Annotated in this window: 21 protein-coding genes (1 of these 21 running past the window's edge); 10 read left to right on the top strand and 11 right to left on the bottom strand. The window is 73.4% G+C overall.

The genetic code is table 11. The annotated features are described in order from the left end of the window. The 4 genes from ACQPZO_RS11630 to ACQPZO_RS11615 form a co-directional block, all read left to right on the top strand. Nucleotides 1-216, top strand: the 3' portion of a protein-coding gene (locus ACQPZO_RS11630; RefSeq protein ID WP_433350944.1) for a PaaI family thioesterase. It extends 168 nt beyond the left edge of the window; 216 of the gene's 384 nt are visible here — the last part of the coding sequence; its start codon lies off the left edge, out of view; it ends in the stop codon at nucleotides 214-216. An 88-nt stretch (nucleotides 217-304) separates the two neighbouring features. Beyond that, complete coding sequence (locus ACQPZO_RS11625; RefSeq protein ID WP_433349599.1) at nucleotides 305-1,531, top strand: NRAMP family divalent metal transporter; 1,227 nt, start codon at nucleotides 305-307, stop codon at nucleotides 1,529-1,531. Then, complete coding sequence (locus tag ACQPZO_RS11620) at nucleotides 1,528-1,908, top strand: hypothetical protein (protein ID WP_433349597.1); 381 nt, start codon at nucleotides 1,528-1,530, stop codon at nucleotides 1,906-1,908. Before ACQPZO_RS11625 ends, ACQPZO_RS11620 begins: the two co-directional genes overlap by 4 nt. Further along, on the top strand, nucleotides 1,895-2,203 hold the full coding sequence (locus ACQPZO_RS11615; RefSeq protein ID WP_433349595.1) for a PRC-barrel domain containing protein: 309 nt from the start codon (nucleotides 1,895-1,897) through the stop codon (nucleotides 2,201-2,203). The genes ACQPZO_RS11620 and ACQPZO_RS11615 overlap by 14 nt, the downstream gene beginning before the upstream one ends. Nucleotides 2,204-2,263: 60 nt before the next feature. Here ACQPZO_RS11615 and ACQPZO_RS11610 read toward each other — a convergent pair whose 3' ends face one another. The 3 genes from ACQPZO_RS11610 to ACQPZO_RS11600 form a co-directional block, all read right to left on the bottom strand. Further along, complete coding sequence (locus tag ACQPZO_RS11610; protein ID WP_433349594.1) at nucleotides 2,264-3,601, bottom strand: hemolysin family protein; 1,338 nt, start codon at nucleotides 3,599-3,601, stop codon at nucleotides 2,264-2,266. Between the two features lie 175 nt (nucleotides 3,602-3,776). Continuing rightward, complete coding sequence (locus ACQPZO_RS11605) at nucleotides 3,777-4,418, bottom strand: hypothetical protein (RefSeq protein ID WP_433349592.1); 642 nt, start codon at nucleotides 4,416-4,418, stop codon at nucleotides 3,777-3,779. 67 nt (nucleotides 4,419-4,485) lie between these two features. Next, nucleotides 4,486-4,968 (bottom strand): GNAT family N-acetyltransferase, encoded by a 483-nt coding sequence (locus ACQPZO_RS11600; protein WP_433349590.1) that lies wholly within the window; start codon nucleotides 4,966-4,968, stop codon nucleotides 4,486-4,488. A gap of 262 nt (nucleotides 4,969-5,230) precedes the next feature. On the opposite strand from ACQPZO_RS11600, the gene pflB reads away from it, so the two are divergent. From pflB to ACQPZO_RS11585, 3 genes are read left to right on the top strand one after another with little or no spacing between them, the layout of a single operon-like run. Continuing rightward, complete coding sequence (pflB, locus tag ACQPZO_RS11595; RefSeq protein WP_433350943.1) at nucleotides 5,231-7,477, top strand: formate C-acetyltransferase; 2,247 nt, start codon at nucleotides 5,231-5,233, stop codon at nucleotides 7,475-7,477. Further along, nucleotides 7,474-8,232, top strand: a complete 759-nt coding sequence (pflA, locus tag ACQPZO_RS11590; protein ID WP_433349588.1) for a pyruvate formate-lyase-activating protein — start codon at nucleotides 7,474-7,476, stop codon at nucleotides 8,230-8,232. Before pflB ends, pflA begins: the two co-directional genes overlap by 4 nt. Nucleotides 8,233-8,264: 32 nt before the next feature. Continuing rightward, nucleotides 8,265-8,555 carry a hypothetical protein gene (locus tag ACQPZO_RS11585; RefSeq protein WP_433349585.1) on the top strand — a complete coding sequence of 97 codons (291 nt, stop codon included), beginning with the start codon at nucleotides 8,265-8,267 and terminating at the stop codon, nucleotides 8,553-8,555. Nucleotides 8,556-8,606: 51 nt separating this feature from the next. Here the strand turns inward: ACQPZO_RS11585 and ACQPZO_RS11580 are convergent, their stop codons facing one another. Next, nucleotides 8,607-9,083: a cyclic nucleotide-binding domain-containing protein gene (locus ACQPZO_RS11580; RefSeq protein ID WP_433349583.1), complete on the bottom strand. Its 477-nt coding sequence runs from the start codon at nucleotides 9,081-9,083 to the stop codon at nucleotides 8,607-8,609. A gap of 263 nt (nucleotides 9,084-9,346) precedes the next feature. Here ACQPZO_RS11580 and ACQPZO_RS11575 point away from each other — a divergent pair, with 263 nt between their 5' ends. From ACQPZO_RS11575 to ACQPZO_RS11565, 3 genes are all read left to right on the top strand, one after another. Beyond that, complete coding sequence (locus ACQPZO_RS11575; protein ID WP_433349581.1) at nucleotides 9,347-9,469, top strand: hypothetical protein; 123 nt, start codon at nucleotides 9,347-9,349, stop codon at nucleotides 9,467-9,469. A 49-nt stretch (nucleotides 9,470-9,518) separates the two neighbouring features. Beyond that, nucleotides 9,519-10,415: a universal stress protein gene (locus ACQPZO_RS11570; RefSeq protein ID WP_433349580.1), complete on the top strand. Its 897-nt coding sequence runs from the start codon at nucleotides 9,519-9,521 to the stop codon at nucleotides 10,413-10,415. A 263-nt stretch (nucleotides 10,416-10,678) separates the two neighbouring features. Continuing rightward, nucleotides 10,679-11,563, top strand: coding sequence for a universal stress protein (locus ACQPZO_RS11565; RefSeq protein ID WP_433349578.1), 885 nt, complete (start codon nucleotides 10,679-10,681; stop codon nucleotides 11,561-11,563). A 134-nt stretch (nucleotides 11,564-11,697) separates the two neighbouring features. Here ACQPZO_RS11565 and ACQPZO_RS11560 read toward each other — a convergent pair whose 3' ends face one another. The 7 genes from ACQPZO_RS11560 to ACQPZO_RS11530 form a co-directional block, all read right to left on the bottom strand. After that, nucleotides 11,698-12,321 carry an FMN reductase gene (locus ACQPZO_RS11560; RefSeq protein WP_433349576.1) on the bottom strand — a complete coding sequence of 208 codons (624 nt, stop codon included), beginning with the start codon at nucleotides 12,319-12,321 and terminating at the stop codon, nucleotides 11,698-11,700. Continuing rightward, a complete protein-coding gene (locus tag ACQPZO_RS11555; protein ID WP_433349574.1) occupies nucleotides 12,318-13,424 on the bottom strand; it encodes an LLM class flavin-dependent oxidoreductase in 1,107 nt (368 codons plus the stop codon). Before ACQPZO_RS11555 ends, ACQPZO_RS11560 begins: the two co-directional genes overlap by 4 nt. A 112-nt stretch (nucleotides 13,425-13,536) precedes the next feature. Further along, nucleotides 13,537-13,812, bottom strand: a complete 276-nt coding sequence (locus tag ACQPZO_RS11550) for a ubiquitin-like small modifier protein 1 (RefSeq protein WP_387019267.1) — start codon at nucleotides 13,810-13,812, stop codon at nucleotides 13,537-13,539. Continuing rightward, nucleotides 13,813-14,898, bottom strand: a complete 1,086-nt coding sequence (locus ACQPZO_RS11545; protein WP_433349571.1) for a WD40/YVTN/BNR-like repeat-containing protein — start codon at nucleotides 14,896-14,898, stop codon at nucleotides 13,813-13,815. It lies immediately after the preceding gene. Between the two features lie 199 nt (nucleotides 14,899-15,097). After that, complete coding sequence (locus ACQPZO_RS11540; RefSeq protein ID WP_433349570.1) at nucleotides 15,098-15,739, bottom strand: DNA-3-methyladenine glycosylase; 642 nt, start codon at nucleotides 15,737-15,739, stop codon at nucleotides 15,098-15,100. A 61-nt stretch (nucleotides 15,740-15,800) separates the two neighbouring features. After that, nucleotides 15,801-17,045, bottom strand: coding sequence for an MFS transporter (locus tag ACQPZO_RS11535; RefSeq protein WP_433349567.1), 1,245 nt, complete (start codon nucleotides 17,043-17,045; stop codon nucleotides 15,801-15,803). A gap of 428 nt (nucleotides 17,046-17,473) precedes the next feature. Then, nucleotides 17,474-17,866, bottom strand: a complete 393-nt coding sequence (locus ACQPZO_RS11530; RefSeq protein WP_433350941.1) for a VOC family protein — start codon at nucleotides 17,864-17,866, stop codon at nucleotides 17,474-17,476. Nucleotides 17,867-17,979 lie beyond the last annotated feature (113 nt).

Genomic DNA, 17,979 nt, shown 5'->3' with positions numbered 1-17,979 from the left:
GGTGGCGCGCTGTGGCTGGGTGAGCGGGGCCGGGTGGTCGGGGTGTCGAACCAGACGGACTTTCTGCGGGCGGTGCGCGACGGCGAGCTGACGGCCGTCGGCACGCCGGTGCACCGGGGCCGTAGCCAGCAGCTCTGGCAGGTGGAGATCTCCGACGCCGCCGGGCGGTTGGTCTCCCGGGGGCAGGTCCGGTTGCAGAACCTGACCGCGGACTGAGCCACCCGCCGGATGCCCGGTTCGGGGCATGAGGGGCGGTACGCCCGGTTATCGTCGCGGCGATGGCATTCGCTGACCCGTACCCGAGGTGAAGAAACTCCTCGCCGCCACGCTCGGCGTGCTCTCCGCCGTCGGTGGGTTCGTGGACATCGGCGACCTGGTGGCGGCGAGCCAGGCGGGGGCGCGTTTCGGCATGGCGCACGCCTGGGTGCTGCTGCTCGGGGTGGTCGGCATCTGCGCGTACGCGGAGATGGCCGGACGGATCGCGGCGGTCAGCGGTCGGGCGGTGTTCGACCTGGTCCGGGAGCGGCTGGGGCCACGGGTGGCGCTGCTCAACCTGGTGGCCTCCTACCTGGTGACCGTGCTGACCCTCGCCGCCGAGTTGGGCGGCGTGGCGCTGGCCCTGCAACTGGCCTCCGGGGTGAGCTACCTGATCTGGGTGCCGGTCGCCGCCCTGGCCGTCTGGCTGGTGCTGTGGCGGATGCGGTTCCAGCTGATGGAGCGGGTGTTCGGGCTGGCCGGGCTGACCCTGGTGGTGTTCGCGGTGGCGCTGTTCTGGCTGCCCACCGACTGGGCGGCGCTCGGCCAGGGTGCGCTGCACGGCGGGGCGGCGGGGCACGGCTGGGGTGCGTACTGGTTCGTGGCGGTGGCCCTGTTCGCCTCGACGGTCAGCCCGTACGAGGTGTTCTTCTTCTCCTCCGGCGGGGTGGAGGAGAACTGGGGCGGAGCGGACCTGGCCGACGCCCGGACCAGCGTGCTGATCGGCTTCCCGGTCGGCGGGTTCCTCGCCCTGTCGCTGATCGCCACGGCGGCGGTGGTGTACCACCCGGGCGGGGCGTCGCTGGACTCCCTCGACCAGGTGGCGCAGCCGGTGGTGCTCGCGTTCGGGGGCGTGGGGCTGGCGGTGGCGGTGCTGGCGTTCTTCGCGGTGACCTTCGGTGCCGCGCTGGAGACCGGGCTGAGCGCCGCGTACGCCGCCGCGCAGTACTTCGGCTGGCAGTGGGGCAAGCGGGTGAGTCCGCGGAGGGCGGCCCGGTTCCACAGCGTGCTGCTGGTCAGCGTGCTGCTCGGGGTGCTGGTGCTGCTGACCACGGTCGACCCGGTGACGCTGACCGAGTACATGTTGATCATCAGTGCGGTGGCGCTGCCGCTGACGTACCTGCCGATCCTGATCGTCGCGAACGACCGGACGTACCTGGGTGACCGGGTGAACGGGCCGGTGCTGAACCTGCTGGGGGCGGTGTTCCTGCTGCTCATCGTCGCCGCGTCGGTGGCGGCGATCCCGCTGGCGGTGGTGACGGGGATGGGCCGATGAGGATGCAGCTCAGCCGGCAGTTGCTCGACCGGCAGATCGTCGACCGGGACGGGCGGCTGGTCGGCAAGGTCGACGACGTGGAGTTCGGGGTCGACACCGACGGGGTGCCGTACGTGGCCGCCCTGCTGAGCGGGCAGGGGGCGCTCGCGCAGCGGATCGGCGGCCGGGTCGGGCGGCTCCTCCTCGCGGTGGCGGACCGGTTGGTCGACGACCCGCCGGTGACGCCGCTGCGCGTCCCGTACCCCCTGGTGGAGCGGGTGGACAGCGCGGTTCGACTGCGGGTCGGCCTCGACGAGCTGCCCGGTTCCCCAATGGAGGAGTGGCTGCGGCGGCACCTGATCGACCGGATCCCGGGATCGAACCGTGCGAGCGGGTGAGCTGCTCGGCCGGACCGCGTACGACCTGCGCGGGCGGCGGTTGGGCCGGGTGGTGGACGTGGTGGTGCGCGGGGACGGCCCGGACGGGCGGCTGCGGCTGACCGACGTGGTCGTCGCGAGGCACTGGTACAGCCGGGTGGTCGGCCGGTTGATCGGCCCCGAGCGGCACCCGTCGGGGCCGTGGCTGATCCGCTGGGTGGCCCGGCTGCTCGGCCGGAACAGCCAGCAGGTGCCGACCGACATGATCCGGTTGGTCCCGCCGGTGCCCGGCTTCCCGTTCGGGGAGCCACGCTGAGCCGCGGAGGTGCCGGCCGGCCGCGGAGGTGCCGGCCGGGCCGGACGCCGAGCCGTCCGGTCAGCCGCGCGCCGGGTCGAGGGCGGGTACGGCGTCCGGGGTCTCGTCGGCGTCCGGCTCCGCCGGTGCGGTGACCCGGCGCAGCCGTACCGCGGTGATGGCCCGGTGGTCGATGTCGGCGACCTGCAGCTCCCAGCCGTCGCTGGTGACGTCCTCGCCGGCGACGGTGGGGATGTGCCCCAGCAGGGTGAGCACCAGTCCGGCGACCGTGGTGTAGTCGCCGGCCGGTCGGCCGGGCAGGTCGACGCCGATGTCGGGCAGGTCGTGCACCGGGAAGGTGCCGGGCAGCAGCAACGCGCCGTCGGTCTCGGTGCGGACCCCGTGCACGTCCCGGTCGGTCTCGTCGTAGATCTCGCCGACGATCTCCTCCAGGATGTCCTCGAGGGTGACGATCCCGTCGGCCGCGCCGCGCTCGTCGACGACCAGGGCGATGTGCTGGCGTTCGGCCTTGAACTGGCGCAACGCGTCGACCACCGGCAGCGAGTCGGGCAGCAGCATCGGCGGGCGGGCACACTCGTCGATAGGACGGTCGTCGGGCACGCCGACCAGGTCGCGCAGGTGGATGACGCCGACCGCGTCGTCGAGGCCGCCGTGGCGCACCACCGGCGCGCGGGAGTGCCCGGTGGCGGCCAGCACCAGCCGCGCGGCCTCCGCGGTGGTCCCGCTGTCGAGCGTGAAGACCTGCAACCGGGGTACGAGCACCGCGCGCAACCGCCGGTCGGCGATCTCCACCGCGCCGGCGATGATGGTCCGCTGCTCCTTGGTGAAGCCGTGGTTCCCGGCGACGATGTCGCGCAGCTCGTCGGGGCCGATCTCGTCCGGCTCGTGCTTCGGGTTGAACCCGACGAGGCGGACCACCAGGTCGCTGGTGGTGCCGAGCGCCCAGACGGCCGGTCGGGTGAGGGTGGCCAGCAGGTCCAGCGGGCGGGCCACCAGCAGCGCCCAGCGCTCGGCGGCCTGCATGGCGATCCGCTTGGGTGCCAGCTCGCCGAAGACCAGGGTGACGAAGGTCAGGACCAGGGTGACCGCCACGATGGCGACGGTGTCGGCGGCGCTGCCGAACACCCCGAGCAGCGGCACCAGTGGCTTGGCCAGGGAGACGGCCGCGGCGGCCGAGGCCATGAAACCGGCCAGGGTGATGCCGATCTGGATCGTGGCGAGGAAGCGGTTGGGGTCCTTGGCGAGGCGGGCCAGCACCCGCCCGGCCCGGCTCGTGCGCTCCAACCGCTGGATCTGGCTGTCCCGCAGCGAGACCAGCGCCATTTCACTGCCGGCGAAGATCGCGTTGAGGACGACCAGGACTCCGACCAGGGCCAGTTGGCTCCAGTAGCTCTGCACGCCCGGTTCTCTCCCTCACGAGGACGACCCGGTCGGGTGGGACCGGCGGCGCCGCCCGAGGACCCGGCCGGCGTAGGGCTCTCTGTGCCCCGTGCACGGGGCCGCGAACCCTGCCCCCGCGAACCGGCCGGTCAGTCCGGGCCGAGCGGCTGGTCAGGGCTCCGCGAGCGACGGGTCAGACCCGGTCGGCGACGGGCGGGGCGGGCAGATCGAGCACGTAGGAGCCGCCCACGGGGCGGAAGCCGAGCCGGGAATAGTAGGGGGCGACCATGCCGGGCGGGCTGACCACCCGGTGGAATCCCCGGTCCGTGAAGAGACTGCTGCGCCGGTAGACGAACTCACCGGGGGTGAAGTCGCGGAACCGCTGGGTGACGTAGTCCAGGTCGACCTGGGCGACGCGGTCGCCCTCGGCGTGCGACAGCACCACCCCGACCACCTCGTCGGCCCGGACCACCAGGAACGCCGAACGCCGCGTGGGGTGCCCGCCCCAGCGGAAGCCGGGGTTGAACCGGGCGATGTCGGCGGCGTGCACCCGCAGGGTGTGGGCCAGGAACTGGTCGTCGACCCCCACCTCCACCACCTGGTACGTCTGCTCGTCGTGCCGGGTGGCGAGCATCTTCCGCAGGTACCACACGTTGATCACGGCGAGCATCACGTTGAGCCCGACCATCGGCCAGACGGCGAGGGCGGCGTTGTAGCCGATCAGCACGAGGCAGCCGACGAGGTTGAGCGCACGCAGCCGGAGAACGCGCGCCTGCAGCAGCGACCAGACCAGCAGCGCGGAGCCGATCCAGCCGATCAAGTCCAGCCAGTTCACCCCGCGAGACTAGTGGTAACCAGCTTGGCCCGCCTGCTGGTGCGCCGCCCAATTTGCCGTGCCCGGGTCAGCCGGCGAGTTCCAGGACCCATTCCTCGACCTCGGCACCGCGACCGTTGGCGTACCCCCGGTCCTCGCCGCGGACGACGAAGCCGCACTTGCGCAGCACGGCGAGGGAGGCGGCGTTGTCCTTGGCGGCGCGGGCGTGCACCGGTCGCTGCGGCAGCTCGGCCAGCAGCGCGGCGAGGGCCCGGGTGGCGTACCCGCGACCCCAGCGGGCCCGGTCGATCCAGTAGCTGACCTCGGTCTGCGCCTCGACGGGGAAGGCGACCACGTGGCCCACGACCGCGCCGTCGACGGTGACGGTGCGGGTGACGATGGCCGGGTCGGCGCGGATGCGCCGCCAGTGCGCGTCGAACGCCGCCCGGTCGGTCGGGTCGGCGGGGCCGAAGGCGGCCACCCGGTTGGCCTCCGGGTCCTGCTCGAAGGCGAAGAGGTGGGGCAGGTCGTCGTCGCGTACCGGGCGCAGGCGCAGGTCCTCGGCGGTCACCGGGGCAGGGTACCGGCCGCCGGGACGGGCCGGGACCTACGGCCCCGGGTACCGCCCCGTCCGGCCCTGTCGACGTCCGGTCAAGGGCGAGGGGGTGGGGGGTCGAAGGTCCTGGGGGTGGGTGGCCGGGGGCCCTGCCTGCGGCGGCGCGGATGGGGTGAGGCTGGTGGTGCAAGCGGAGAGTCGACCTGGGAGGCCCCCGATGCGCGCGAGAGTCGTCACCGCATCCGACGGCCGCACCACCGACCCGGAGGGACAGACCATGACCGGCACCGAACGCGTCCGGGCCCCGTGGCGGGGCTTCGTCGACGGGGCGTGGCGCACCACGGTCGACGTCGCGGACTTCGTCCGCCGCAACCACGAGCCGTACCTCGGGGACGCCGCGTTCCTCACCGGCCCCACCGACCGGACCCTGGCGGTCTGGGGGCGGCTGACGGAGATGTTCGTCGAGGAGCGCCGCCGGGGGGTGTACGACGTCGACGCGGCCACCCCGTCCACGATCACCGCCCACGCCCCCGGGTACGTCGACCGGGACCGCGAGCTGATCGTCGGGTTGCAGACCGACGCGCCGCTGCGCCGGGCGATCATGCCGAACGGCGGGCTGCGGATGGTGGAGACCGCGCTGAAGGCGTACGGCTTCGACCCGGACCCGACGGTGCACCGGATCTACACCGGCTACCGCAGGACGCACAACGACGCGGTCTTCGACGCGTACCCGGCCGACGTGCTGGCCGCGCGGCGCTCGCACATCATCACCGGGCTGCCCGACGCGTACGGGCGGGGCCGGATCATCGGCGACTACCGGCGGGTCGCCCTCTACGGGGTGGACCGCCTGGTCACGCAGCGGCGGGAGTTGAAGGCGGCCCTGGACGACCGGCCGTCGACCGACGAGGTGATCCGGGACCGGGAGGAGCTGGCCGAGCAGATCCGCGCCCTGGGCGAGCTGAAGGAGATGGCCGCCGCCTACGGGTACGACATCTCCGGCCCGGCGGCGACCGGCCGGGAGGCGATCCAGTGGTTGTACTTCGCCTACCTGGCCGCCACGAAGGAGCAGAACGGCGCGGCGATGTCGCTGGGGCGCACCGCGACCTTCGTGGACGTCTACCTGCGGCGGGACCTGGCCGAGGGGCGGCTGACCGAGCAGGACGCGCAGGAGTTGGTCGACGACTTCGTGATCAAGCTGCGGATCGTCCGGTTCCTGCGCACCCCCGAGTACGACCAGCTCTTCTCCGGCGACCCGACCTGGGTCACCGAGTCCCTGGGCGGGATGGGCGCCGACGGCCGGACGCTGGTGACCCGGACCAGCTTCCGCTACCTCCAGACCCTGTACAACCTCGGCCCGGCGCCGGAGCCGAACCTGACCGTGCTGTGGTCACCGCGGCTGCCCGACGGGTTCAAGCGGTTCTGCACCCAGGTGTCGCTGGACACCAGCGCCATCCAGTATGAGAACGACGAGCTGATCCGGCCCGCGTACGACGACGACACCGCGATCGCCTGCTGCGTGTCGGCGATGCGGGTGGGTCGGGACATGCAGTTCTTCGGCGCGCGGGTCAACCTCGCCAAGGCGCTGCTGTACGCGGTCAACGGCGGCCGGGACGAGCTGACCGGCGCGCAGGTCGCCCCGGCGGCCCCGCCCGTGAGCGGCGAGGTGCTCGACTACGACGAGGTGCTGGGCGCGTACGACCGGACGCTGGACTGGCTGGCCGAGACGTACGTGGACGCGCTGAACGTCATCCACCACATGCACGACCGGTACGCGTACGAGCGGCTGGAGATGGCGCTGCACGACCACCCGGTGCACCGGTTCATGGCCACCGGTGTCGCCGGCCTGTCGGTGGCGGTGGACAGCCTCGCCGCGATCCGGTACGGAAAGGTGAAGGTACTGCGCGACGCCACCGGGCTGGCCGTCGACTACGCCGTCGAGGGCGAGTTGCCGACGTACGGCAACAACGACGACCGGGCCGACGACATCGCGGTGTGGCTGGTGGAGGCGTTCGCGGAGAAGCTGCGCCGGCAGCGCACCTACCGGGACGCCGAGCTGACCATGTCGGTGCTGACGATCACCTCCAACGTGGTGTACGGCCGGCACACCGGCAACACCCCGGACGGGCGGCGGGCCGGCGAGCCGTTCGCGCCCGGCGCGAACCCGACGAACGGCCGGGACACCCACGGCCTGGTCGCGGCCGCGCTGTCGGTGGCGAAGCTGCCGTACGACGCCGCCCGCGACGGCATCTCGTTGACCGGCACGGTCACCCCGGAGGGGCTGGGACGCACCCGGGACGAGCGGATCGGCAACCTCGCCGGGGTGCTCGACGGGTACACCGACGCGGGCGGGTTCCACCTCAACGTCAACGTGCTGGACCGGGAGACCCTGCTCGACGCGATGTCCCACCCGGAGCGCTACCCGCAGCTCACGGTGCGGGTGTCCGGGTACGCGGTGAATTTCGTCCGGCTCACGCCCGAGCAGCAGCGCGACGTGGTGTCCCGCACCTTCCACGGGTCGCTGTGACCGCCGGGGCACCGGTCGGCCGGGAGCTGACGGGAGCCGTCCACTCCTGGGACCTGTCGGTCGGGGTGGACGGCCCCGGCACCCGGTTCGTGGCGTTCCTGGCCGGCTGCCCGCTGCGCTGCCGGTACTGCCACAGCCCGGACACCTGGTACGGACGCAGCGGCAGGCACCGTACCGTGGACGAGCTGATGGCGGAGATCGAGCGCTACCGGCGGTTCATCGGCGTGGCCGGCGGCGGGGTGACGCTCAGCGGCGGCGAGCCGCTGCTGCAACCCCGGTTCACCGGCGAGGTGCTGCGCCGCTGTCACGCCCTGGGCCTGCACACGGCGCTGGACACCTCCGGATTCCTCGGCGCCCGCGCGGACGACGCCCTGCTCGACGCCACCGACCTGGTGCTGCTCGACGTCAAGTCGCGGGACCCGGCGACGTACCGGCGGGTGACCCGCACCGGGGAGGTCGGCCCGACCCTGCGGTTCGGCCGCCGGCTGGCGGAGCGGGGCACCCCCATCTGGATCCGGTTCGTGCTGGTGCCCGGCCTCACCGACGCCCCGGACAACGTGGCCGGGATCGCCGACTTCGCCGCCGAGCTGCCCAGCCTGCAACGGGTGGAGGTGCTGCCGTTCCACCGGCTCGGCGCGCACAAGTACGCGGAGCTGGGGCTGGCCTTCCCGCTGGCGGACACCGCACCACCCGCCGCGGAGCTGCTGGACCGGGTGCGTGGGCAGTTCGCCGCCCGGGGCCTGACCGTGTACTGAGCCGGACGCCGCGGCCGTGGCAGGATCACGACATGAACGGATCAGGGACGTTCCTCCGGCACCGGACCCGGGTGGCGCCCGCGCACGCCACGGGCGCCCTCGCGGTCGGGGCGCGGGCGATCGGCGCGGCCGCGACCGGTTCGCTCGCCGTCGCGGTGCTGGCCGGCGGGGCCGTCGCCGTGGCCGCCGTCGCGATCGGCCGGCTGACGATCCGCCGGGCGGTCATCCGGGAGCTGCGCATCGGCCGGCTGGAGGTCGACGAGCTGATCGTGCACCGGCGCGTCGACGGCGTTCCCGCCCGGGGGTCCACCCACGACGGGTGACGGATTCCTCCGAAAGCTGCCGCCCTGCGGCCTGCTCGCGGGACGGGTCGGTCAGGCCGTCGGGGGCAGGGCCGCGGGGTAGCCGTACAGGTCCAGCAGGCGTACCCGGGACGCCTGGAGACGGTCCACCACCACGCTCATGAACCGGGCGGTGAGCTGCCGGCCGAACGCGTCGTCGGACTCCATCAGCCGGCGCACCCCGACGGCGGTGAACTCGACGGCGGTGCTGCGCCGCACGGCCACCGCCCCGAACTGCCAGCGGTACGGCGGGAAGAGCCAGGACCAGCCGAGCACCCCGTCCGGGCCGATCGTCTCGATCCCCACGTCGCCGCGGCCGGGCACCGGAAAGTCCAGGGTCACCTCCCCGCCCCGGACCAGCCAGAACCGCTCGGCGGGCTGACCGGCCCGGAACAGCCGGTGGCCGGGGTGCCAGACGACGGGTCGGGCGTACCCGGTCAGCCGGGTCAGCCAGGGCTCGGGGACGTCGGCCAGGAACGGGTGGTCGCGGAGCATGTCGAGCGGGGTCATGGCGCCTCTTCTCGCCTCGGCGCGGGGCCCCGGCGCGTCGCCCGGGAGCCTCGCAACGGTGGACAGCTTCGACCTCCTGTCGATGGTCCCACCCCAATCCGAACTCCTCGTGCGCTGTCGGCGGCAGGGCCGTTGGTCCCGGGCCGCCCGGGCGCAACGCCCCTGCCGCCGACGGCTCGCACGGACGACTGGGGAGGGGGTGACGTGCCCGGTGACGCGTCGCGGGGGGCGACAGGGGGCCGGCGGCGGCGGGACCCGGCGGGGTGCTGGTCGAGCCGCTGCGGATGCTGCTCGGCACCGACCCGCTCGGGGCGACGGTGGCGGTGGTGGCGGCGGCGACGGTGGTTCGGGACCAATGGCCCAGGGTACGGGCCCGGTGGCCCTGACCGGCGAGCCCGCGCCGGAGCAGGCTGGAACTGGACGAAGGAGGATGCAATGACCAGCAGGTCCGGTGCCCCGGTCGTGGTGGGTGTGGACGGTTCCGCCTCGGCCCTGGACGCGGTCCGGGCGGCGGCCCGGGAGGCAACGGCACGCAACCGCCCGCTGAGGGTGGTGCACGCCTTCGTCTGGCCGCTGATCGCCACCCCGCTCGGGCCGGTGCCCGCTGGCCCGTCCGAGGCAGGGCTGCGCGACGTCGCGGAGCAGGTCGTCGCCGAGGCGGTCGCCGAGGCGAGGAAGATCTCCGCCGAGGTGGACGTGACCGGCGAACTCGTCGACGGCTCCCCCATCCCGGTGCTGCTGCGGGAGTCCCGCGACGCGGCGCTGCTGGTGCTCGGCTCCCGCGGTCTCGGCGGCTTCGCCGAGCTGCTGGTCGGCTCGGCTGCGGTCCAGGTGTCGGCGCGGGCCGGCTGCCCGGTGCTCGTGGTGCGCGGCGAATCCCGTGCCGACGGGCCGGTGGTGGTGGGCGTCGACGGCTCGGCGCTGTCCACCGAGGCCGTCGGCTTCGCCTTCGAGGAGGCGGCCCTGCGGGGCACCGGCCTGGTGGCGGTGCACACCTGGCTCTACCCCGCGCCGGTCGGCCCCGGCGACATCCTGCCCGTGGAGTACGACCTCGACGCGCTGGTCGAGGAGGAGGAGCGGGCGCTCGCCGAGGCGGTCGCCGGTTGGTCGGAGCGGTACCCGCAGGTGCCGGTGCGGCAACGCCTGATCCGGGGCGCGCCGGCCCCGGTGCTGGTCGAGGAGTCCGAGTCCGCCCAGCTGACCGTGGTCGGCGGGCACGGCCGGGGCGCGTGGGGCGGGCTGCTCCTCGGCTCGGTCAGTCACGCCGTGCTGCACCACGCCCGCTCCCCGCTGGCGATCGTGCGGCACCGCCGGGACGCCGACCACGGCTGACCCCCCGTCGTGCCCGCGGCGGGCGCTCCCCCGCCCGACGCGGGCACGACGGGCATCCGGGTGACGACACCGGTCCGGGCACGACACCGTCCGGCGCGGACAGGACGGGTGTCCTGGTGACGGCACCGAGCGGGGTACGACGCCTGCCGGGACGGCCTCCGGCCTCCTTCCCGGCAGGCGTGCCCGGCGGCGTGTCCGGGCAAATACCGGTGATCGGCGGCAAGGCCGTCGACAATGGCCTCTGATCGAGCCCGGGAGAGCTGATGAACCGACCTGTCGTGGTGGGCGTGGACGGATCGCCGTCAAGCCTGGTCGCCGCCGAGCACGCGGCGCAGCAGGCCGCGTGGCGGTCCCGGCCGCTGCTGCTGGTGCACGGCTACCTGCACCCGCTCGGCTACGGCGTGCCGATCAACCCGTATGACCTCGGGGTGCCCGCGCCGACCGACGAGTCCCGGCGGATGCTCGACCGGATGGCGTCCGAGCTGCGCGGGCGCTGGCCCAGCGTGGACGTCGAGGTGCGCCAGGTGGCCGGCGGCCCCGCGGCGAGCCTGGTCGAGGAGTCCCGCCGGGCGGAACTGGTGGTGGTCGGCAGCCGAGGGCTGGGCGGCTTCGCCGGCCTGTTGGTCGGCTCGGTCAGCGCCCAGGTGGCCGGGCACGGGCACTGCCCGGTGCTGGTCGTCCGTCCCGAGGAGCAGCCGATCCCGGTCGACGGCCCGGTGGTCGCCGGGGTGGACGGGTCGGAGCCGGGGCGGCTCGCCGTCGCCCTCGCCGCCGCCGAGGCGGCCCACCGGGGCATCAACCTGGTGCTGGCACACGTCGCGACGGCCGACGACGCCCGCCCGGTGCCCGACGAGGTCGCGGAGTCGGGGGCGGCAGTCCGGGCCGACTCGACGGACCTGCTCGCCGGCGCCGCCGCCGAGGTGGAGGCGGCGCACCCGGGCCTGACCGTCGAGCGGCGGCCGCTACGGGCGGCCAAGCCCGAACAGGCGCTGATCGAGGCGAGCGGGGACGCGACCCTGGTGGTGGTCGGCTCCCGTGGGCGCGGGGGCTTCGCCGGGCTGCTGCTCGGATCGGTCAGCCAGGCGCTGGTGCAGCACGCGCACTGCCCGGTGCTGGTCGCCCACCCGTACCCGACCGACGCCGGCTGAGCGGCCGGGCGACCACCCCGGCCCCGGCCCCGGCCACGCCAGCGCTGGCCCCTTCTGCGCCGACCCGTTCGGCGCCGGTCACTTCGGCCGGGGACCGACGCGGCCGGCGGGGTGGGGTCACGGGCCGGCGCCGGTCAGGGCCGGTCGCGGCCGGCGAGCAGGTCGTCGAAGCTGGTGGTGAGCGCGAACGGGTCGGGCGGGGCGGCGGTGGGCCGCCGCCGCACCTGGTCGGCCAGCTCCCCGCCCGCGCGGACGATCCGGGCGCGCAGGGCGCCCTCAGCGGTCCCACCGGACCAGTCCTCCGGCGCGGCGAAGACCGCCGTGGGCACGACCACCGCCCGCAGGTACGCGAACATCGGCCGGACCGCGTGTTCCAGGGCCAGGGAGTGCCGGGCGGTGCCGCCGGTGGCGGCGATCAGTACCGGCCGGTCCACCAGCGTGCCGGAGTCGAGCACGTCGAAGAACGACTTGAACAGCCCGTTGTACGACCCGTTGAAGATCGGCGTGACCGCGATGACGCCGTCGGCCCCGGCGACCGCGTCGAGGGTCTGCCGCAGCGCCGGCGGCGGGAAGCCGGTGAGCAGGTTGTTGACCACGTCGTGGGCGTGGTCGCGCAGCTCGACCGGGCGCAGCTCGACCTCGACGCCCGCCCGGGCCAGCTCGTCGCGGGTGGCCGCGGCGAGCTGGTCGGCGAGCAACCGGGTGGACGAGGGCCGGCCGAGGCCGGCCGACACCACGGCGAGGGTACGGCGGGTCATCGGCCGGCCGCCGTCCCGGCATCGGCGGCGGCGGACGCGGCGGCGACGAGCGACGCGTGGGTGGGTGCCTCGGGCACGTGCGCGGGGCGCAGCGCGTCGAACTCCCGACGCAGCACCGGGACCACCTCCTCGCCGAGGAGATCGAGCTGCTCCAGCACGGTCTTCAGCGGCAGGCCGGCGTGGTCGATCAGGAAGAGCTGCCGCTGGTAGTCGCCGACGTAGTCGCGGAATCCCAGGGTGCGGTCGATCACCTGCTGCGGGCTGCCGACGGTCAGCGGGGTCTGTTCGGTGAACTCCTCCAGCGACGGGCCGTGGCCGTAGACGGGGGCGTTGTCGAAGTACGGCCGGAACTCCCGCACCGCGTCCTGCGAGTTGCGCCGCATGAACACCTGCCCGCCGAGCCCCACGATCGCCTGGTCCGGCGAGCCGTGCCCGTAGTGGGCGAAGCGCTCCCGGTAGAGCCCGACCATCCGCTGGGTGTGCTCCTTTGGCCAGAAGATGTGGTTGGCGAAGAAGCCGTCGCCGTAGTACGCGGCCTGCTCGGCGACCTCGGGGCTGCGGATCGAGCCGTGCCAGACGAACGGCGGCACCCCGTCGAGCGGGCGCGGCGTGGCGGTGAAGGACTGCAACGGGGTACGGAACTTGCCGGACCAGTCGACGACGTCCTCGCGCCACAGCCGGTGCAGCAGGTCGTAGTTCTCGATGGTCAGCGGGATGCCGGCGCGGATGTCCTTGCCGAACCACGGGTAGACCGGGCCGGTGTTGCCCCGACCGAGCATCAGGTCGACCCGGCCGTCGGCCAGGTGCTGGAGCATCGCGTAGTCCTCGGCGATCTTCACCGGGTCGTTGGTGGTGATCAGCGTGGTCGCGGTGGAGAGCAGCAGCCGCTCGGTGCGGGCCGCGATCCAACCCAGCATGGTGGTGGGCGACGACGGCACGAACGGAGGGTTGTGGTGCTCGCCGGTGGCGAAGACGTCGAGGCCGACCTCCTCCACCTTGCGGGCGATCGTCACCATCGCCTTGATCCGCTCGTGCTCGGACGGCTCCCGCCCGTTGGTCGGGTCGACGGTGACGTCTCCGACGCTGAAGATCCCGAACTGCATGACCCACTCCTCGCTGACTACCGGGGCCGTCTGGCGACCCTCGGACGCAGCGCACAACCTATTTGACGAGTCAACTATTCCGTCGGGCGGGGCCCCGCCAGCCGGGCCGGAGTCAGCCGCCGGCCACCGAGGGAAGCACCCGCACCTCGGCACCGGGGCGGACCGGGGCGGCCAGGCCGCCGGCGTGCCGGCAGTCCTCCCCGTCGACGTAGACGTTGACGTATCGGCGCAGGTCACCGCGCTCGTCGCGGAGGCGGCGGGCCAGCCGGGGCCAGCCGTCGGCCAGCTCGTCGAGGACGTCCCGCAGCGTGCCGTGGGCCCGGACGGTGAGCCGCGCCGCGCCGCCGACCTCGCCGCGCAGCGGACCGGGCACCAGGACGGTGACCACTCAGACCTCCGCGGCCCGGACGCAGAGCACGTCGGGCAGGTGGGCGGCGACCAGGGACCAGGAGTCGCCCTCGTCGCGGCTGGCGTAGACCTCGCCGGAGCGGGTGCCGAAGTAGACCCCGGCCGGGTCTGCGTCGTCGGCGCACATCGCGTCGCGCAGCACCGCCGGGTAGAACGGGCCGTCGGGCAGGCCGGCGGAGAGCGGCTCCCACGCCTCACCGGCGTCGGCGGAACGGTAGACCCGACAGCGGTGGTCCGCCGGGAAGCGCTGCGAGTCGGCGACGAGGGGGAACGACCAGATCATGCCGGGGCGGGTGGGATGGGCCACCATCGGGAAGCCGAAGTCGCTGGGCAGGCCGGCGGCGATCGAGGCCCAGGCACTCCCCCCGTCGTCGGAGCGGTAGACCCCATGGTGGTTCTGGGCGTAGAGCCGCTCGGGGTCGCCGGCGTCCCGGGCGATCTTGTGGACGCACTGGCCGAACTCGGGCCACTCGTCGGGCAGGTAGCGGGCGTGGATGCCGGTGTTGCCCGGCGCCCAGCTCGCCCCCGCGTCGTCGGACCGGTAGACCCCGCCGGTCGACATGGCCACCACGAGCCGGGCCGGGTCGCGCGGGTGCGGCAGGACGCTGTGCACCGCCTGCCCGCCGAAACCCGCGCCCCACTGCGTGCGGTGGGGATGGTCCCAGAGCCCACGGACCAGCTCGAAGGTGCGACCGCCGTCGGCGGAGCGGAACAGCGCCGACGGCTCGGTGCCGGCCCAGACCACGTCCGGCTCCGCCGGCCCGCCGGGGGTGATCTGCCAGACCCGACCGAGACTCGCCGCGGTGTCGGCCGGGAAGGCGACCGGGGCGTGCTCGGGCTCCTGCCAGGACGACCCCAGATCGTCGCTGGTCGCCAGGCTGGGCCCGAAGTGCGAGCTGGACGTGCCGGCGAGCAGGCGGGGAACGGCGCGCCGCTTGTCCACCGCCACCGCGTAGACGCCGTTCATCGGGAAGTGCGGGCCGTCGATCTGCCAACTGCGACGGCCGTCGGTGCTGGTGGCGAGGAAGAGCCCCTTGCCGGTGCCGATCGCGAGCAGGGTCGCCACGGTTACCTCCGGTCCGCCGGGAACATGTGGCGTGATTATGACCACCCGGACCGACAGAAACCGGCGGACGCACCGGGGCGACCCCCGCCGGCACGGTGCGCAGCCGCACCGGCACGTCGCCGCGCAGGACTGGGCCGGCCCTGGCAGCGAGCCGGTGCGGCTGCGCCACTCCGGTATCCGCCCTCGGACGACAGCGGCGTCAGGACCGCCGACGAGGGACGTGCCGGCGGTAGGCGCTGACCGTCGGATCCGCTGCGATCCAGAACCGCCACGGCATGTCGTGCGCGCCCGTCACGCCGACCCGGGGCCCGGCGGCAACCGCGCAATCGGGCACTGGCACGTCGACCGGCCGCAGCCGCACCGGCCCGTCGCCGAGCAGGTCGGCGCCGTAGGTGGCCCGGTCGATGCCCAGCGCCGCGCAGAGCCGGGCGGGCCCGCGCGCGAGGTCGACGTCCCGGCGCGCGGCTGCGCGCCGCGCGCGGGCCACGTCGAGTCCGTCGACCACCTCGCCGGCGCGCAGCAGCACCGCCGAGGCCTCCCCGTCGGGCCCGGTCACCACGTTCACGCACCAGTGCATGCCGTAGGTGAAGTAGACGTAGGCGTGCCCGGCCGGGCCGAACATCACGGCGTTGCGCGGGGTGCGGCCCCGGTGCGCGTGCGAGGCCGGGTCGCCGGCCGTGCCGGCGTACGCCTCGACCTCGGTGATCCGGACGGTGACCCCGTCGGCCGACAACCGGCAGCCGAGCAGGCCCCGGGCGGCGGGCACAACCGGCCCGGCCAGCAGCTCGGCCAGCGCGGCGAGGCCGGCGTCGTGCGCCGACGCGGTGGGGGACGACACCATGGCGCGAGCCTATCCGGGGCCGAACCGACGCACCCGGCGACCGCGTCGTCCGTGGCGTCGCCTAGCTGGGGGCGACCAGCGGCTCCTCGGCAACTGGGCCCTCGGCTACCGGCGACGACGTGGCTCGGGCGGCGGCGATCGCGGCCTGCCCGGACGGCACCATGATCGCCACGATCATCACGGCGACCGTGACCAGGCCAGCCACGATCAGCAGGGTCTGGACGCTGATCACGTCGGCCAGCGGGCCGAACACCACCATGCCGATCGGGGTGGCCAGGGCCATCACGATACCGACGTAGCTGAACACCCGGCCGTGCTTCTCCGGCTCCACCGTCTCCTGGATCAAGGTCATGAACGGGGTGGAGAACAGGGGGACCGCGAGCCCGAACAAGAACATGAAGCCGTAGAAGACCCACAGGTTGGTGCTGAGGCCCATCGCCACGGTGAGGATCGCGAAGCTGAAGGTGGAGATCAGGATGAGTCCGATCCGGCTGCGCTTGACCAGCCAGGTGGAGATCAACGCTCCGCCGAGCAACATCCCCACGCTGAACGCGATCTCCAGTACGGCCAGCATCCACTTTTCGCTACCGAAGGTGCGGGCCACCATCAGCGGCGTGACGAACGACGGCGCGACGGTGAGCATGAAGATGATCGCGAAGACCAGCAGTAGCCAGCGGACGATCCGGTGGGTCCAGATGTACCGCATGCCCTCGACCAGGTCCTGCCGGTAGGTGGTCGTGGTCTCTGCCGCCCGATCCAGGGTGGGCACCGCGACCAGGGCCAGCAGCCCGATGCCGATCACGGCGGTGATCACGTCCAGGAAGAAGATCGGCACCACTCCGAAACCGGCGTAGATGGCGGCAGCCACCGCCGGAGCCAGCAACGCCATCGCAGAGCTGGTGGTCTGGAACATGCCGTTGACCCGCATCAGCTGGTCGGCCGGCACGATCTGCGGAATGATCGCCTGCACCGTCGGTGTCTGCACCCCGGCCCCGAAGGAGCGGACCGCGACCGCCAGCAGGATCACCCACAGGTCCGTGATGCCGTTCCACATCAGCAGGGCCAGGACCAGGGTCGCCGCCGCAATACCCGCGTCGGCGATGATCGTCAGCGTCTTGCGGTTCATCCGGTCGGCCAGCACCCCGCCGAAGATCGATACGACACCCTGGGGGACGAACGCGCAGACGGCGTAGAGCGCGACCGCCAGGCCGGACTTGGTCTCCAGCGTGACGTACCACATGACCACGTACTGGACGATCATTGAACCGAACAGCGACACGGTCTGGCCGGACAGGAAAAGCGCCACGTTGCGTTTCCAGTGTGCGGGTGCCGGCGTGGGACTGCTCTCGGCGACAAGGCTTGTCTCGGGCACGGGCTCCTCAATCAGGGCAGTTCGTCAGCGGCGACGGCAAAGATAACCGCAGGGTGTGACGCCATCGGGGCACTGGCGAACGGCCCAGCTCGGTTCGGGAGGCCGGTTGGCTCGTACGGCGGTGAGCACTCGCCCGATCAACCCAACCCGGCAATCGCCGGGCGGGGCCGGGGTTACGCCTGGTGCGGCAGTTGCTTTCCGGCAGCGTGAACGCTCCCGTGGCACGCCAAGACCATACCGGTGCCAGGTGGCCGTGGCTCGCCATTTAACCGGGAGCGACGCCGGCCGCCGCCCACCTGCGCAGGGGTGCTTCCTCGCTGGAACAGGCTTTTCGGCGCTGTCTCACCTTCGCGCCCGGCTGTTCAGCCGAGCGGCTGCTGAAGCATGACCAGGTTGCCGCAGGTGTCGTCGAGGACCGCCGAGAGGACCGGCCCGGTCGGGGCCGGCGGGGCGGTGAACGTGACGCCGAGGCCGGTGAGCCGCTCGTGCTCCTTCGCCAGGTCGTCCACGGCAAAAATCATCACCGGAAGCCCCGCCGCGCGCAGTCCCTGCTGGTACGCCTGCGCCACCGGCGAGCCGTTCGGCTCCAGCAGCAGGTGAACGCCGTCGGGGTCGGCCGGCGAGATGACGGTGAGCCACCGGGCACCACCGCCGAGCGGGACGTCGTGCCCCACCGCGAAGCCCAGCACGTCCGTGTAGAAGCGCAGCGCCTTCTCCTGGTCGTCGACGAAGACACTGGTCACGGCAACTTTGATCATAGATATCCCCTTTTCTCGGCACCGAGGATTCCACGCCTGATGTCCATGCACAACCACCATCGGCGCTGTCGCGGCAAGCGGACCGGGATTGAGTCCGCGCAGAAAAGGGC

It is taken from the genome of Micromonospora sp. CA-111912, assembly GCF_050948415.1.
GTDB lineage: Bacteria > Actinomycetota > Actinomycetes > Mycobacteriales > Micromonosporaceae > Micromonospora.
Note: the sequence above shows the minus strand (reverse complement) of the source record. Positions and strands in the feature narration are given on the sequence as shown.

Coding starts and splice junctions, on each gene's coding strand:
- ACQPZO_RS11620 (WP_433349597.1), top strand. CDS start 1,528: ATGAGGATGCAGCTCAGCCGGCAGTTGCTCGACCGGCAGATCGTCGAC.
- pflB (WP_433350943.1), top strand. CDS start 5,231: ATGACCGGCACCGAACGCGTCCGGGCCCCGTGGCGGGGCTTCGTCGAC.
- ACQPZO_RS11585 (WP_433349585.1), top strand. CDS start 8,265: ATGAACGGATCAGGGACGTTCCTCCGGCACCGGACCCGGGTGGCGCCC.
- ACQPZO_RS11580 (WP_433349583.1), bottom strand. CDS start 9,083: ATGACCCCGCTCGACATGCTCCGCGACCACCCGTTCCTGGCCGACGTC.
- ACQPZO_RS11570 (WP_433349580.1), top strand. CDS start 9,519: ATGACCAGCAGGTCCGGTGCCCCGGTCGTGGTGGGTGTGGACGGTTCC.
- ACQPZO_RS11565 (WP_433349578.1), top strand. CDS start 10,679: ATGAACCGACCTGTCGTGGTGGGCGTGGACGGATCGCCGTCAAGCCTG.
- ACQPZO_RS11560 (WP_433349576.1), bottom strand. CDS start 12,321: ATGACCCGCCGTACCCTCGCCGTGGTGTCGGCCGGCCTCGGCCGGCCC.
- ACQPZO_RS11555 (WP_433349574.1), bottom strand. CDS start 13,424: ATGCAGTTCGGGATCTTCAGCGTCGGAGACGTCACCGTCGACCCGACC.
- ACQPZO_RS11540 (WP_433349570.1), bottom strand. CDS start 15,739: ATGGTGTCGTCCCCCACCGCGTCGGCGCACGACGCCGGCCTCGCCGCG.